At 59.4% G+C, this 15,648-nt stretch carries 15 protein-coding genes; 7 read left to right on the top strand and 8 right to left on the bottom strand.

What is annotated here, in order from left to right; translation table 11 throughout:
• Nucleotides 1-6: 6 nt before the first annotated feature.
• From ugpE to rsmI, 6 genes are all read right to left on the bottom strand, one after another.
• Nucleotides 7-849 (bottom strand): sn-glycerol-3-phosphate ABC transporter permease UgpE, encoded by an 843-nt coding sequence (ugpE, locus tag BJF91_RS06270; RefSeq protein ID WP_075613624.1) that lies wholly within the window; start codon nt 847-849, stop codon nt 7-9.
• Between the two features lie 4 nt (nt 850-853).
• A complete protein-coding gene (locus BJF91_RS06265; RefSeq protein WP_075613623.1) occupies nt 854-1,735 on the bottom strand; it encodes an ABC transporter permease subunit in 882 nt (293 codons plus the stop codon).
• 176 nt (nt 1,736-1,911) lie between these two features.
• Nucleotides 1,912-3,210: an extracellular solute-binding protein gene (locus BJF91_RS06260; RefSeq protein ID WP_075613622.1), complete on the bottom strand. Its 1,299-nt coding sequence runs from the start codon at nt 3,208-3,210 to the stop codon at nt 1,912-1,914.
• A gap of 148 nt (nt 3,211-3,358) precedes the next feature.
• Nucleotides 3,359-3,745 (bottom strand): YraN family protein, encoded by a 387-nt coding sequence (locus BJF91_RS06255; RefSeq protein WP_075613621.1) that lies wholly within the window; start codon nt 3,743-3,745, stop codon nt 3,359-3,361.
• 61 nt (nt 3,746-3,806) lie between these two features.
• On the bottom strand, nt 3,807-5,678 hold the full coding sequence (locus tag BJF91_RS06250; RefSeq protein WP_162843840.1) for an acyltransferase family protein: 1,872 nt from the start codon (nt 5,676-5,678) through the stop codon (nt 3,807-3,809).
• Between the two features lie 89 nt (nt 5,679-5,767).
• Nucleotides 5,768-6,703, bottom strand: coding sequence for a 16S rRNA (cytidine(1402)-2'-O)-methyltransferase (gene rsmI, locus BJF91_RS06245; RefSeq protein WP_075613619.1), 936 nt, complete (start codon nt 6,701-6,703; stop codon nt 5,768-5,770).
• A gap of 269 nt (nt 6,704-6,972) precedes the next feature.
• Here rsmI and dnaN point away from each other — a divergent pair, with 269 nt between their 5' ends.
• The 4 genes from dnaN (at nt 6,973) to pyrF (ending at nt 10,221) form a co-directional block, all read left to right on the top strand.
• Nucleotides 6,973-8,091: a DNA polymerase III subunit beta gene (dnaN, locus tag BJF91_RS06240; RefSeq protein WP_075613618.1), complete on the top strand. Its 1,119-nt coding sequence runs from the start codon at nt 6,973-6,975 to the stop codon at nt 8,089-8,091.
• Nucleotides 8,092-8,332: 241 nt separating this feature from the next.
• Nucleotides 8,333-8,926 carry a phospholipid N-methyltransferase PmtA gene (gene pmtA / locus BJF91_RS06235; RefSeq protein WP_075613617.1) on the top strand — a complete coding sequence of 198 codons (594 nt, stop codon included), beginning with the start codon at nt 8,333-8,335 and terminating at the stop codon, nt 8,924-8,926.
• Between the two features lie 12 nt (nt 8,927-8,938).
• Nucleotides 8,939-9,529, top strand: coding sequence for a histidine phosphatase family protein (locus BJF91_RS06230; protein WP_075613616.1), 591 nt, complete (start codon nt 8,939-8,941; stop codon nt 9,527-9,529).
• Complete coding sequence (gene pyrF / locus BJF91_RS06225; protein ID WP_075613615.1) at nt 9,526-10,221, top strand: orotidine-5'-phosphate decarboxylase; 696 nt, start codon at nt 9,526-9,528, stop codon at nt 10,219-10,221. The genes BJF91_RS06230 and pyrF overlap by 4 nt, the downstream gene beginning before the upstream one ends.
• A 108-nt stretch (nt 10,222-10,329) precedes the next feature.
• Here the strand turns inward: pyrF and BJF91_RS06220 are convergent, their stop codons facing one another.
• Nucleotides 10,330-11,487 (bottom strand): right-handed parallel beta-helix repeat-containing protein, encoded by a 1,158-nt coding sequence (locus BJF91_RS06220; RefSeq protein WP_162843839.1) that lies wholly within the window; start codon nt 11,485-11,487, stop codon nt 10,330-10,332.
• 174 nt (nt 11,488-11,661) lie between these two features.
• Between BJF91_RS06220 and BJF91_RS06215 the strand changes: the two genes are divergently transcribed.
• Both BJF91_RS06215 and BJF91_RS06210 read left to right on the top strand, forming a co-directional pair.
• Nucleotides 11,662-11,952 (top strand): DUF1330 domain-containing protein, encoded by a 291-nt coding sequence (locus tag BJF91_RS06215; RefSeq protein WP_075613614.1) that lies wholly within the window; start codon nt 11,662-11,664, stop codon nt 11,950-11,952.
• 272 nt (nt 11,953-12,224) lie between these two features.
• Nucleotides 12,225-13,202, top strand: coding sequence for a complex I NDUFA9 subunit family protein (locus BJF91_RS06210; RefSeq protein WP_075613613.1), 978 nt, complete (start codon nt 12,225-12,227; stop codon nt 13,200-13,202).
• Between the two features lie 741 nt (nt 13,203-13,943).
• Here the strand turns inward: BJF91_RS06210 and BJF91_RS06205 are convergent.
• Entirely contained in the window at nt 13,944-14,750 is an 807-nt protein-coding gene (locus BJF91_RS06205; protein ID WP_075613612.1) for an undecaprenyl-diphosphate phosphatase, read from the bottom strand.
• 197 nt (nt 14,751-14,947) lie between these two features.
• On the opposite strand from BJF91_RS06205, the gene BJF91_RS06200 reads away from it, so the two are divergent.
• Nucleotides 14,948-15,640 carry a glutathione S-transferase family protein gene (locus tag BJF91_RS06200; RefSeq protein WP_075613611.1) on the top strand — a complete coding sequence of 231 codons (693 nt, stop codon included), beginning with the start codon at nt 14,948-14,950 and terminating at the stop codon, nt 15,638-15,640.
• Nucleotides 15,641-15,648: the final 8 nt, after the last annotated feature.

Below are 15,648 nucleotides of genomic sequence, written 5' to 3'. Positions count from 1 at the left end.
GACCCCTTACTTATCGGTTTCGGTGAGACCCTTGATGAACCAGCTCTGGAACACCACGACGATCAGGACGGGAGGCAGCATGGCGAGAACAGCCATGGCAAAAGCCTCGTTATAGTCAGGGATCTGGGCGCCAACCCAGACCTGGAGAATCTGCTTAATGCCGCGCATCAGCGTGAAGAAGCTCTCGTCCGTGGTCATCAGGATGGGCCAGAGATACTGGTTCCAGCCGTAGACGAACATGATGATGAACACGGCGGCGATCATGCTGCGCGACAGCGGCAGCAGAATATCAATGAAGAACTTGACCGGTCCGGCGCCGTCGATGCGCGCCGCCTCCAGCAATTCCTCCGGCACGGACTTGAAGAACTGCCTGAAAAAGAAGGTGCCGGTGGCCGACGCGAGCAGCGGGAGGATCAGGCCGGTATAGGTGTTCAGAAGATGCAGCTCGCTCATCACCTGATAGGAAGGCATGATGCGCACTTCGAGCGGCAACAGTAGCGTTGTGAAGATCATCCAGAAGGCGAGCGTTGCAAACCGAAAACGGAAATAGACGATGGCATAGGCCGCCAGCATCGACAGCACGATCTTCCCACAGGCAAAGCCCAGGCCTAGGATCAGCGAATTCAGCATCATGCTGAGGCCGGTGACCGTGCCGTTGAAGCCGGTCTGGGCAAACAGGACCTTATGGTAGGTCTCGCCAAAATTATCGCCCAGGGAAAGCATCAGCCCCTTCTGGTGGATTTCAGGCGCCGAATGGGTCGAGGTGGTGAAGGCCACGATGATCGGCGCCAGCATCAGCAGGCAGCCGGCGATCAGGATGACGTGGTCGAAGAATTTCGTCTTGTACATGGCATCACCCGTAGTGAACGCGACGTTCGATGAAGCGGAACTGGATCAGGGTCAGCACCAGCACGACCACCATCAAGATGACCGATTGTGCCGAAGACGAGCCGATATCATTGCCTCTGAACCCATCGGCATAGACCTTGTAGACCAGCGTGATCGGGTTATCGGCCGGCTTGTCCTTCACGATCACGTCGATCAGCGCAAAGGTGTCGAACAGCGAATAGGTCATGTTGATGACCAGCAGAAAGAAGGCTGTCGGTGTCAGCAGCGGCAGAATGACCGTGAAGAACCGGCGGGGGCCCGACCGGCAATCCAGTACCGCCGCTTCGCGCACCGAAGTCGGAATGCCTTGAAGGCCGGAGAGGAAGAAGATGAAATTATAGGGGATCTGGTTCCAGACCGCGATGACCGTCAGCGCAAACGCGGTGTCGTAGTAGTTCAGCCCAACCTTCATGTCCCAGCCGAACAGCGCGACGAATTTGACGAAGGGGCCGATGTGCTGGTCGAAGAACATCGAGCCGATCAGCCCCGCCACTGGCGGTGCGATGGCATAGACCACGATCAGGATTGTCTTGTAGGCCGATTGCCCGCGGATCACCGCGTCCGCCTTGACGGCGAGTGTCAGACCAATCGCCAGAACCAAGAAGGTCACGACCAGGGCAAATCCAAAGGTGAACAGGGCTACGCGCTGATATTCGGGCGATGTCAGAATATCGGTATAGTTCGACAGCCCGGCGAAACTCGCGCCGAAGCCGAAGGGATCTTCGATATAGAAAGAAGACCTGATGGCCTGAGCCGCCGGCCAGTAGAAAAAGATCGCGACGATGCTCAACTGCGGCAGCAGCAATAGATAAGGCAGAAATCGCGAATCGAACTGGACGCGCTTCATGGCGTAGACCTCGTGGCGGGAAATCGGGTGCGGTCCTGTCTCATTTCCTGTTCAGCCCTCCCGAAGCGAAGGCATCAGGAGGACTGAGCAGGAAAGAGACTGACATTCCTGAACGTGGTGCCCCGGAGACAAGGGGGGCAAGCCCCCGGGGCCGTTCATCCAGGACGGGTCGGAGATCAGCCCGCTGTCTTGGAGAACCTGACGAGCAGCTCGTCCGCTTCTTTCTTGATGGTCTCCATGGCGGCCTTAGGCGTGGTCTCGCCGGAGAAGATCTTGTTGTATTCACGCTCCATGATCGAGCGGATCTGAGGGTAGAAACCGAGGCGGTAGCCCTTGTCCCACTCGCCGCCTGGCAGCGACAGCTGCTTGATGCCGACTTCGGCAACCGGCTCCTTCTCGTAATAGCCTTCCTTCTTGGCCAGTTCGTAAGCCGCCTTGGTGATCGCGACATAACCGGTAGCCTGATGGTAGAACTTCTGGATCTCAGGCGAGGTCAGGAAGTTGAAGAAGGCGGCCGTGCACTTGTTCTCAGCTTCGGTCTTGCCGGACATGGCAAACAGCGAAGCGCCACCGATGAAGGAGTGGACGCCAGCGCCCTTGATCGAGCCCCAGTAAGGCAGGAAATCAGCCGAAAACGGCATGGATGCGGTCTTCTTCAAGCCGCCGAAGGAGCCGGACGAGCCGATCCAGAGCGCGGCCTTGCCTTCTTCGAAAACCTTCTGGTTGTCATTCCAGGCAGCACCGTAATAGGCGAAATAGCCCTGGTCCTTCCAGGCCTTCAGCTTGTCATACATCATGACATGGTTCGGATCGGTGACATTGATCACCGTGTCCTTGATGCTGTCATAGCCGTTGTTGTTGGAAGCGAACTGGATATTGTTGCGCGAGAAGAAATTCTCGGTGAATTCCCAGGTCAGCTGCGACTGGACGAGCGGGATGTAACCGGCTTCCTTCAGCTTCGGCGCGATCTTCTCGAACTCTTCCCAGGTCTTCGGCGCCTCGACGCCGGCCTTTTTCAGGGCTTCGGTGTTGATATACATGATCGGCGCCGAGGAGTTGAACGGCATGCCGACGAACTTGCCGCTGGAGTCGGCGTAGAAGTACTTCACGCCTTCGATAAAGGCATCGCGATCGAACTTGTAGCCGGCCTTGGTGATCAGGTCCTCAGCGGGGATGACAGCACCCTTGGCGTTGATGATCGTGGCGGCACCGGCATCGAAGACCTGCAGGATATTCGGCTGCTGGCCGGAGCGGAAAGCGGCGATGCCGGCGGCGAGCGCCTCTTCATACGACCCCTTCGACGTAGGTGTGAGCACGCATTCGCTCTGCGCTGCGTTGAACTTCTGGGAGATTTCGTTGATCACTTCGCCATTGCGCCCGCCCATGCCGTGCCACCAGGAAATATTGGTGGCTGCATAAGACGAGGTTGCCGAAACGGTCACGGCCAGAGCCGCCATCGAAAGCTTCTTGAACATGGTAGATCCCTCTCCGCCAGTATTGGGGTGAGCAAGCCATTAGTGAGCCTTCATGACAGCGACTTGAATGTTTTATGACAGCAATGTCACAAAGATCGTCAAAGTAGAACGGCGAAAAATACTAGCTATATTAATGGGCAAAACCGGTTCAAAAGGCGCCTTTAAAATGCCGTGGCAAGCGCCAGGGCAAGACGGCGATAATATCGCAACGGATGGAGAGACGGGTGGCGTCCGGCTGGCGAGCGAGCCAGAAATCGCCGCTAGCGCGAATGCGGCGCTGGCTGTCGCCGCTGACCGCATCTATGGCGGCAGCTTCGCTGGCGCGGGCCTTGACCTCGACCAGCACGACCAGATCGCCGCGCCTGACGATCAGATCGACCTCGCCGGCCCTTGTCTTGTAGCGCAATGCGGCTATGCGGTAACCCTTCAGCATCAGATAGGCGGCGGCCACATATTCCGCCCATCGGCCTCTCCGCTCGGCTCGCTGGCGACTGGGGTCGGACGGTGGTTTGCGCCTTTTGGTCTGTGGTTTCATGCTTTGCTTCCGGTTACCGCCGTCTCGGACGGGATCCTTCGCCCGCAGACCTCACGGGCACTCAGTTTCCGAGTGATAATTGCCGGGCAACGAAAACCGATCCGTCATAGGTAAAGTGACCCAGATCCATTGTCACCAATGCTCTGCGACCGAGCGTGTTCACCCAGCTTCGGCACACGTTGCCATGACAAAGCATATCCTTCAAGGATATGAATCGAAGGCCGTTCCGCTCCGCAACGGCTTTGAGGTCCGCATCAGAGGCTGCAACTTCGCCGAGAGACCGGTTTTCCAGATCGTCCTGCTCAAGCGGGACATTATTTCGCAAGATCAGCCGTGACAGATTCGGTCGCCAGATCGGGGGACTGCCGACCAGGATGATTTCGGTCTGTGGCGATTTGGCTTTGATCTCCAGGACAGTCTTCTCAACGGCAAGCGATGCATTGAAGTTCTCGGCATGCGACCAGTAAGCGGTTAGAATGACGCGTGCCGGGTGGGCACGTGCGATCTCGGCAATGGCCTGATCGTTAAGGCCTTCACATCGAGGGTTTCCGCGAAAAAATATATGCACCGTCGGTGGACAGACTGCCGCACTCAATTCTTCGATATCAGGCCTGACAGTGCGCAGGCCCATGGCAAGGTGGTGGGCAAAGCTGTCACCCCAGACCAAAGTGGATTGCGGACCGATGGCGCTTTTGCAGTCTTGCGGAAAGGACGCGATACCGCTCTTTCCTTCCAAGAAGCAATGCGACGAAAATTCAGCCGGAACGGGGGTCTGTGCCTCCTCCAGAACCAATTTCGCCCGCGCATCAAATCGGAAGCCACCGGTGGCGAGATAGCCGGGCACGCTGATCAGCAGCAGGATCAGCAAGGCCCCAACGAGGGACGACGACAGAGCCTGGCTGGCAGTCGTTGCCCCTCCCAGTCGCCGCCACGGATTTTCAATCAGGGTATAGCTGATGACCGCCAGGACGACAGAAAGACAGACCGTCAGGATGACGACAATAGGTGTCGAGGGCCGAAAGAGTTGAAGGCTGAGCAAGGCGAGCAGCGGATTGTGCCAGAGGTAAAGGCTGTAGCTGATCTTTCCGAGCCCGCGCAGCGGCGCAATCCGAGCCAAAGACATCTTGTGATCGCCCCTGCCAAACAAGGCGAGATAGGCGGCTGCGAGCAAGACGGCGATCAATCGCCCGATGGTCTGGACCGTGTATTCCTCGCCAAAGGACATGAAAAGAACCAGCATTAGAACGAGCAGAACAGCCCCCCCGAGGCTCGCCAACTGATTGCCGGGCCTGATGCCCCCGGGCAGGGGCAGGAAGGCGACCACAGCGCCGGCCGCCAATTCCCAAAAGCGGGAGGGCATGAGGAAAAATCCAGCATCCGGAGCAAAGCGATCCAGGACGAAACTGAGGATCAGGCTGCTAAGGATCAATGCGGCGGCCAAAAGCCCCCGCATCGAACGGAAGCGCCGGAAGTAGAAGAGGATGAGCGGCGCGACAAGATAGAACTGCTCTTCGACGGAAAGGCTCCAGACATGCAGCAGCGGCACTTCATCATTGGTCGGACCGAAATAATCGACATGGTTCCAGAAGTCGAAATTGGCTACGAACAGCAAGGAATAGAGTGCGTTGCGCAGATACTGGCTGAAAACTGCTCCGTAGCGGACGAGCCAGACGAAGGGCAGGACCAGAAGAATCATTGCGATCAAAGCCGGAATGATTCTCAGGAACCGCCTGCGATAAAAGGCAAGAGCTGAATAATTTACGCCGCTTGTGGCGTAGATTCGGGCAATCAGAAAGCCGCTGATGACGAAAAAGACGTCAACACCGAGAAAACCGCCTTTAAAGAATGGCAGGCCCGCGTGAAACAGTACGACTGCGGCCACGGCAACGGCGCGCAGCACATCGATTTCGGGAATGTAATTGCCTGTGTGCACACCGCTGTCCGACCAGCGGCCCAAAAGGCCCCTCATAACCCGCGATAACGTCGTTGCCTGCCCCTGCCCTTTCGTCTTCGTCCCCAAAATCACGTCCCGTCTTTGAGTTCCAGCAGTCTTTGATAGAGGTCCTTGCGCGGCAGACCGGTCTGGCGGGCCGCTTCGGTTGCTGCGCCTGAGGTGGGCAAGGTCGCAGCGAGTTGCATGAGCAGGCGGTCGACATCGGCGGCCTCGGGCGGCGCAGCGGCGTCCGGCGGGGCGATGACGAGGACGATCTCGCCCTTGACCTGGCGCTCGTCGTCGTACCAGGCAGAAAGCTCGGCGAGCGTGCCGCGCCGGAACTCCTCGAAGGTCTTGGTCAGTTCGCGACAAACGCAGGCTGTACGATCAGCGCCCAGCACGTCCACTGCAGCGGCAAGCGTTGCCCCGATGCGGTGCGGCGATTCGAAGAAGATGATGGTTGCCGGCACCGTTGCCCATTGCGCCAGCCGGTCTCGGCGGGCCTTGTCCTTGGTGGGCAGAAACCCTGCAAATAGGAAAGCATCGCTTGGCAGGCCTGAACCGACCAGTGCCGCGAGCGGCGCGGACGGACCTGGAACCGGCACGACGCGAAAGCCCGCATCGATGGCAAGACGCCCCAGCCGATAGCCGGGATCGGAGACCAGCGGCGTGCCGGCATCCGACACCAGTGCTACCGATTTGCCGGCAGCGAGCGCCTCGATCAGCTTCGGCCCGACCTCGGCGGCATTGTGTTCATGATAGGCATAGGGGCGTGTAGTAATGCCGTAGCGATCCAGCAACACGCGGGTGACGCGGGTATCTTCGCAGGCCAGAACATCGGCGCCAGCCAGGATTTCCAAGGCCCGCAAGGTAATGTCGGAGAGATTGCCGATCGGCGTCGCCACCAGATAAAGCGCCGGCTCGACCGGGCGAGCACTGACCGCACGGTCATGCAGCCGGAAGGTCTTCTGTCCGTCATCCGGCTTGATGTCAGTTTCCGCCACGCTTGCTTTCCCACTCACCACGCCCGGACGCCTCAGAAGGGTGCCCCGCCAAGCACGGTACCCTCCTGTTATGGGCGAGGCGCTGCGTCATCGCAAGCGCAAGGGCGCGATCTGTGGTGGAAAGCGGCGACCAAGCCTTGGCAAAAGCCACCAGCCCCTTGCATTCTGATCGGTTTTACTGCCATTTTGCCGGTCCCAATCAAGCCGGACATCCACCGTCCGGACCAAGGCAAGCCGATCCGCGGCCAAGATTGCTGGCCGGATCGCACAGGTCGAAAGTGGCAGCGTCGATGCGTATTACTCTTGAACGGTCCAATCTTCTAAAGTCCCTGAACCATGTTCATCGGGTGGTCGAGCGGCGCAACACCATTCCTATCCTCTCGAACGTGTTGCTGCGTGCCGAGGGCCAGAGCCTGTCGATGAAGGCGACCGATCTCGATCTGGAAATCACCGAGGGTACGCCCGCAAACATCGAACAAGCCGGCGCCACCACGGTTCCTGCCCATCTTCTGTATGAAATCGTCCGCAAGCTGTCCGATGGCGCCGAGGTGCTGCTGTCCACCAATCCTGACGGCGCCAGCATGACCGTGGCCTCGGGCCGCTCGAAATTCTCGCTACAATGCTTGCCGGAACAGGATTTTCCTGACCTGACCACCGGCAGCTTCAGCCATTCGTTCAAGCTAAAGGCGTCGGACCTGAAGATGCTGATCGATCGCACCCAGTTTGCGATTTCGACCGAGGAAACCCGCTATTACCTCAACGGCATTTATCTGCACACGATCGAAGCGGACGGCAAGCTGAAGCTCAGGGCCGTTGCAACCGACGGCCACCGTCTCGCCCGGGCCGACGTCGAGGCACCGTCCGGCTCCGAAGGCATGCCGGGCATCATCATTCCCCGCAAGACGGTCGGCGAATTGCAGAAGCTGGTCGACAATCCCGACCTGATCGTCACGCTCGAAGTATCGGACGCCAAGATCCGCTTCAACATCGGCGAGATCGTCATGACCTCCAAGCTGATCGACGGGACCTTCCCTGACTATCAGCGGGTCATTCCGCAGGCTAATGACAAGGAAATGCGGGTCGATTGCCAAAGCTTTGCCCGCGCCGTGGACCGCGTCTCGACCATTTCCTCGGAACGCGGCCGGGCGGTGAAGCTCGCCATCGGCGACGGGCATCTGCTGTTGACGGTCAACAACCCCGATTCCGGCAGCGCCACCGAAGAAGTGGCCGTGGGCTATGATAGCGACGCGATGGAAATCGGCTTCAATGCCAAATATCTGCTCGACATCACCGCGCAGCTGTCCGGCGAGGAAGCCATCTTCCTTCTCGCCGACGCCGGTTCGCCGACGCTGATCCGCGACACCGCCGGCGATGACGCGCTCTATGTCCTGATGCCGATGCGCGTTTAAAATCCGCCATCGCACTGCCGCTTTTAACGCCGTCCTGGGGGCTCTCGGGGCGGCGTTTGCATGTTTGCACAATCGGTTTAGGCAGGCGAAACCGGGCTTGGCTGAGCGGCCGCTAAAGTGATTCTCGACACAAAATTTTCACATGTGCGCCATTTTGTCTTGTTTTCGCGACAAATCACATCAACATGCCGCTCGTGCGCCCATGACAGGCAAAGCATGTCTTATTAGGAGATGACTTGGAATGAAGCTCAACCTGAAGCAACGGCTGGAGAAGAAGTTCGACGAGGAAATCCGTTTCTTCAAGGGCATGATGCAGGGGCCGAAGCTTGTCGGCGCCATCGTTCCGACATCGACCATAACAGCGCGCCGCATGGCCAGCATCGTCAGGCCGGAAAGCGGGCTACCGGTTCTGGAACTCGGTCCGGGCACCGGCGTCATCACCAAGGCGATCCTAGCGCGTGGTATTACCTCGGACAAACTGGTCTCGGTCGAATATTCCGCCGAGTTTCACCGGCATCTGACAGAGACTATTCCCGGCGTGAATTTCGTCCATGGCGATGCCTTCGATTTGCAAAAGACGCTGGGGCCGCTATCCGGCCTCTCGTTCGATTGTGTCATCTCCGCCGTTCCCATGCTGAATTTCCCGATGCAGGACAGAATTCGACTGCTGGAAGACCTGCTCGACCGCGTGCCGCATGGTCGCCCTGTCATCCAGATTTCCTACGGACCGATGTCGCCGATCATCGCCAAAGGCGGCAGCTATTTCATCGAGCATTTCGATTTCGTGGTCCGCAATATTCCGCCGGCCCAGCTCTGGCTTTATCGCCGCCGCTGATAGGAACGAGACGTGTTTGCCGTCTACATCACCCATCCGCAGGTGCAGATAGATCCTGATGTGCCCGTGCCGCAATGGGGGCTGTCGGCACACGGGCGGGCGCGCACCGAAGCGACCGCCAAGGCAGAATGGGTCGGACGCCTCGGCCGGGTCATCAGCAGCGCAGAGGTGAAGGCGGTGGAAACCGCCGCTATCCTGGCGCAGCCTGCTGGCCTCGATGTTGAAACGGTAGAGGCCATGCATGAAAACGACCGCTCCGCCACCGGCTTCCTTGCGCCGCCGGACTTTGAAAAGGCGGCGGATTGGTTCTTCGCCCATCCGCAGGAGAGCTTTCATGGTTGGGAGCGAGCGGTGGATGCGCAGACGCGCATCCACCGCGCCATCGAAGAGGCCTTGGCCAATCACGATCCATCGGTCCCGATTGCCTTTATTGGCCATGGCGGCGTCGGCACGCTGCTGAAATGCCATCTTCAGGGACGCGCGATCGGCAGAGATGCCGATCAGCCTGGGGGTGGCGGTAATCTCTTCTGCTTTAGCCTTGCGGATCGACGCGTTGCATGCGACTGGACCGCGATGGAAACCTGGCAGGGAGATTGGTCATGAATCCGCGCAGCCGCCTGATCGTGGGCCTTGATGTCGCAACCGTGGCGAACGCCGAAAAGCTGGTGTCAACGCTGGGCGATACCGTGGCTTTCTACAAGATCGGCTACCAGCTGGCCTTTGCCGGCGGATTGGAATTTGCCCGCGATCTCGCCCGCAGCGGCAAGCAGGTCTTCCTCGACATGAAGTTGCTCGACATCGACAACACCGTTGCCTCGGCGGTGGAGAATATCGTCAAGATGGGCATGACGATGCTGACGCTGCATGCCTATCCAAAAGCAATGCAGGCCGCCGTCGCTGCGGCCGATGGCTCTGGACTTTGCCTGCTTGGCGTGACCGTACTGACCTCTATGGATGACGGCGATCTCTCCGATGCCGGCTATCAGGTCAATGCCAGGGATCTCGTGCTCAAGCGCGCCGCGCAGGCAAAGGCAGCCGGCATGGGCGGGATCGTCTGCTCGGCGCAGGAGGCAGAAGCAGTGCGCGCCATTCTCGGTCCTGGCATGGCCGTGGTCACGCCGGGCATTCGCCCTGCCGGCGCCGATGCCGGAGACCAGAAACGGGTGATGACACCTGCGCAAGCGCTTGGCGCCGGCGCAAGCCATCTGGTCGTTGCCCGGCCGATCGTGCGCGCTGCCGATCCGAAGGCTGCCGCCGAAGCCATTCTGTCGGATATGAAGACCGCCCTGGCCTGAACCTCGCGGCTCAGAGCACTTCCCCGTTTCATGGAAACGCATAAATACTCTGACCTTTTTTACCGTATTTCCAGACACAAAACCGCTACGCACTTTTGTTGGAAATGCTCAATGCGGCTTGGCACTGTTGTCACTCAGGACGTTGTTGTCGCCCTTGTCGCGGATCAGGTCGATATCGCCGCCGGTAATCCTGTTACCGGTGACGGTGTTGAAATCGGCAAAGCTGCGGTTGTCGGCGCCGCTGCCGAAAGGTGCCGGCGGGTCCTGATAGCAATAGAGATTGCGCCAGGCTTCTCGCGCATTGAGCCAGATCGCCGGGCGCGGGCGAACGGCGTCCTCATAGACAAAGCTGTTACCGGCAATTTTGTTGTGCTGGGGCGTCTGATGACGGATCGTGCCGCCCTCCCCGCAATTGCGATAGAGAAAGATGCCGCCATGCACGGCATTCAGGAAACTGTTAGCCTCTATGACGTTGTGAGCCGATCCATCCACCGCAATCATCTCGCGACTGCGGGTGCCAAGCTCGAACCGGTCGCCGGAAATGGTGTTATAGGCGCTTTCAGCATCGAGATAGATGGCCGAGCCCTTTGTCTGCCCCTGAATGACCGAATGGGACAGGGTCACATGGGTGACGCCGGGAGCCACATAAAGCGGAATCGGTCCGTCCGCAACAATGGTCAGATTATCAAGCACCACGCCTGACGGCGCGGCCGATTGGGCATATTCGGTGTGATTGCGGTTAAGGGAGGATTGGCGCACCAGTTCAGCCTCGCCATTGGCGCCGAGCCCCATGATGTGGATCGAGCCATAGATCTTGCAATTGCGGATGACGATGTCGCGCGGAACGCTCCAGCTGCCATCCTCCTTGCGCAGCGATGCGATGCGGATCGTGGGAGGCGCGCCTTTCGGCACCTGCCCAGGCAGACCGATGACGCCGCCATGGCAATCAATACTGACGCCGCTGGCTTCCGCGCCAGAGAGTTCCAGGTTCTGCATGACGAGATCGTCGTGCTTCAACTCGACCTTGCAGGCGATGCGCAACACGCTGTCGGCCTCGATCGGCGCATTGCGCAGATCGTCGTAAACGGAGGATGCGCAGGGTTTGGCGACGGCTCCATGGCCCGGCGGCGGCGCGGTAGACGCGCCGGTTTGCGCCTCAACGGGCATTGCCACAAGCAAGGGAAGGACGGCCAGCAAGGGCCATGCCGATGCCGATACCTTGCCTGGTCTTGATGATTGCCGTGTCGGCTTGCGAATAATGTCCACCTTGACCCCGCCTTCAACTGCGCCCGGACGGGCTTGACACCACTCTGGCCTGACCATGCATCGATATCGCCGTGAGAACCAGCGAGATAAATCACGATCAGCCCCGCAATCTCGCCGCTTGACCTTGCCGCAAATTTCGCCGATCACCAGAAAGAAACCGAAAGAGGTGTTTTGATGGCAAAGGGTTACTGGATTGCTCGCGTCGACGTCCGCGACGCTGAACGTTACAAGGATTACGTCTCGACGGCAAAGCCTGCCTTCGAACGTTTCGGTGCCGTATTCCTTGCCCGTGGCGGCAAAACCGACGCCGTGGAAGGCCCCGGCCGTGCCCGCAACGTCATCATTGAATTCCCCTCGTTCCAGGCCGCCTATGACTGCTACCACTCGCCTGAATACCAGGCGGCCGTCAAGATCCGCCAGGAAGTGGCCGATGGTGAGATCGTGCTCGTCGAAGGTGCTCTTTAGAGTGTTTACGTGTTTCCGGACGGAAAACCGGTTTCCACTTTTCCCGGAAACACTCTGAGCCACCGGCAAACCTCATTCTGGCGCCTCGCGTTCAGCAATTTTCGCGGGCGCGCCACTCGATCTTTGATGTGCTGCACTATCTTATTTGTATCTCCTTAATCCAGGCGACGCCGCATGGCCGCGCCCGGATGATTCCGCTTCACCTTCAAAGGCAATAGCGATATGAGACAGCAGACGACTTGGTCCGATATTCCGATCCGCAGGAGCTCTCTATGACACTCGCAAATCTTCCGCCGCTCGTGACCGTTTTCGGAGGCTCAGGGTTCGTGGGCAGGCACGTGGTGCGGGTGCTGGCGCAACGTGGCTACCGCGTGCGCGTCGCCGTGCGCCGCCCGGATCTCGCCGGCTTCGTGCTGCCCTTTGGCAATGTCGGGCAGATCTCGCTGGCCCAGGCCAATCTGCGCTACCGCGATAGCGTCGCCAAAGCCGTGGAAGGCGCATCCGTCGTCATCAACTGCGTCGGCCTCCTGATGGAAGCCGGCCGAAACAAGTTCGACGCCGTCCAGGATTTCGGCGCGCGTGCCGTCGCTGAAGCCGCCACTGCGGCAGGCGCTCGCCTGGTACATGTCTCGGCCATCGGCGCCGATTCCAAATCCGCCTCCGCCTATGCCGCCAGCAAAGGGCGGGGCGAAGAAGCCATTCTGAAGGTCGCGCCCGGCGCCGTCATCCTGCGCCCCTCCATCGTGTTTGGTCCGGAAGACGGTTTCTTCAACAAGTTCGCAGGCATGGCCCGCCTTCTCCCATGCCTCCCGCTGATCGGGGGCGGCAAGACCAAGTTCCAGCCCGTCTTCGTCGAGGACGTGGCCGAGGCCGTCGCACTTGCCGCCAATGGCAAGGCTGCGCCCGGCATCTACGAGCTTGGCGGTCCTGAAGTGCTGACTTTCCGTCAATGTCTTGAGGAAATGCTGCGCGTTATCGATCGCAGCAATCCGCTCGTTTCGATCCCCTTCGGCGTTGCCTCGCTGATGGCCTCCGTCGCCTCGTTGATCCCGCTCGTTGCGCCGCCACTGACCAACGACCAGCTGACGCTGCTGAAAAGCGACAACGTCGTTTCGGAAGCCGCCAAGAAGGATGGTCGCACGCTAACCGGCCTCGGTATCCAGCCACGCGCCCTTGCCGCCGTCCTGCCGTCGTATTTGGTGCATTTCCGCCCGCACGGCCAGTATACGCGCACGGGCAAGGCTGCCTGAAGCGACAGGTTTTAGAGCAAGATAGCCAGAGCGGCGCCTTTACCAGAGGCGCCGTTCGGCTGTTTTGGCGTTGCACAAAAGTCGCAGCAATTAATTTGTTTTATTAACCGCTGGTTCAGCACATTCGGCTATTGATGTTGCGGTAGCCCGTGCGTAAAGACGGGTCAGCGCATGGGACCGGCGATCTTCGCGCCCCGCCACATCACAGACTTCTGAGGTTCTCATTTCATGGGCAAATCTATCGCACTGTTTTTTGCGTGTGCGGCATTGGTTGTCATCGCAGGTTCGTTCATCGCCCCGTCGACGGTCGCAGCCCGCAAAGGCAATTGCGCCCCCGCCTATGGCGTTGATCCCTGCAGCACTGCTTCGATCGCCCGCTAACAGCAGCTGATCGCAGCACCTTCTCTCTTACTTTCCGGACTCTTGGCTCTGCGCGGTTCTGCTGCGTCGTCGCCTGGTGCTGTCAGATTGGGTAAGAAGGTTTGACGCGCGACGCTCACTTTGGCCAACGCATCGCGAACCGCGACAGCGGTCCGCATCGGCTTTTCAAACCTTATGCGTTTCACCGAACGCCTAAAGCGTGTCGCCGTGAGTAGGATTCACGGCGACACGCTTTAGGTCTTCTTTTGTCGCATGTACGTTATCGTTTAATTGCAGGCAATTAAACGCGACAGGCTTTATGGCACGAAAAAAGCGCCGCGCTGTTCACGCGACGCCTCAAGCATGGCTATATCACTCGCCTTATCCGCGAACGAGCAGGCCGATTAGACCAGCAATGCCGATAGCGATCCGCCACCAGGCGAAAGGCGCGTAGCCCCGGCGCGAGACGAAGTCCAACAGGCCGCGCACCACGAACAGGGCAGAGATGAAGGCGGCGATGAAGCCGACGCCGATCAACATGCCATCGTCGAAGCTCAGCGCATTGCGGTTCTTGTAGAGATCGAGCACGAAAGCGCCGAGCATGGTCGGCATGGCAAGGAAGAAGGAAAACTCGGCGGCGGAGCGCTTGTCGGTACCCATCAGCAGCGAGCCGACGATGGTAGCGCCAGAGCGCGAGGTGCCGGGGATCATTGCCAGGCATTGGAAGAAGCCGATCTTCAAAGCGAGCGACAGGGGATAGTCCATCACGTCGGTATAGCGCGGCTTGAAGGTCATCTTGTCGACCACGAGAAGAATGACACCGCCGACGATCAGCATGACGCAGATCAGCATCGGCGTTTCAAACAGCACGGCCTTGATGAAATCATGGGCGATCGCCCCTATGATGGCGGCGGGCAGGAAGGCGACCAGCACGGCCAGCACGAAATGGCGGCTTCTGGGATCGCTGGGCAGGGCGGTGGCGATGGCAAGCAGTTTGTGGAAATAGACGGTCAGGATGGCGAGGATCGCACCGAGCTGGATCAGCACGGCAAAGGTATTGCCCGGCGAGTTGAACCCCAGAAAATGACCGGCCAGCAACACATGCGCCGTCGAGGAGACTGGGATGAATTCCGTGAGCCCTTCGATGAGGCCGAGAAGAACTGCGCTGACGATCGATTGATCTTCCATGGATTGTCCTTTGATAGGCGTGACAAGGAAAGCGATTCGCTTGTATGACGGAATGAAATTCCTATAGACGCAAGGTTGGCTCCCTGACCAGCGAGAATGCCCAGCAAGAATGCCCCCGCAAGGATGGTCGCTGAACAAGCCGCCGAGACAGCCAGACGACAACCGATAACCGCCCCAACCGGAACAGTATCCCAGCAATGCCCACTTTGTATCATCATCCCATGTCGACCACCTCCCGTTTCGTCCGGCTGATCCTGTCGGAATACGGGTTCCAGGCAGATCTGGTCGAGGAGCAGACCTGGGAAAAGCGGCGGGAATTCCTAAACCTCAATCCCGCCGGCACGCTGCCCGTCTATGTCGATGACAACATGCGCACGCTCTGCGGCGGCACGGTAATTTCTGAATTCCTCGACGAAACCCATGGCGTGCTAAAGCGCGACCGCCGGCTTCTGGCCGAAGACCCGTTCCAGCGCGCCGAGATCCGCCGCCTGGTCGACTGGTTCCTGCAGAAGATGGAACAGGACGTGACACGGCCCCTGGCGCGCGAACGGGTGTTCAAGCTGCAGATCCCGAATGGGCTTGGCGGCGGCGCTCCGGATTCCAAGGTACTGCGCACCGCGCGGGGCAATATCCGTCAGCACATGAAGTATCTGAGCTGGCTGGCTGGCTCGCGCACCTGGCTTGCCGGCGACCGGCTGAGCTACGGCGATCTTGCTGCGGGCGCGGCGGTTTCCGTCTTGGATTATCTTGGAGAAATCGACTGGGCAGAATCGCCTGTTGCCAAGGACTGGTATCAGCGGCTGAAATCGCGGCCTTCCTTCCGCCCGCTTCTTGCCGAGCGGGTGCGCGGCCTCACCCCGGTTTCGCATTATGCGGATCTGGATTTCTGACGGGACGG

Source organism: Gillisella taibaishanensis (genome assembly GCF_001938985.1).
In the GTDB taxonomy this organism is placed as follows: domain Bacteria; phylum Pseudomonadota; class Alphaproteobacteria; order Rhizobiales; family Rhizobiaceae; genus Allorhizobium; species Allorhizobium taibaishanense.
Note: the sequence above shows the minus strand (reverse complement) of the source record. Positions and strands in the feature narration are given on the sequence as shown.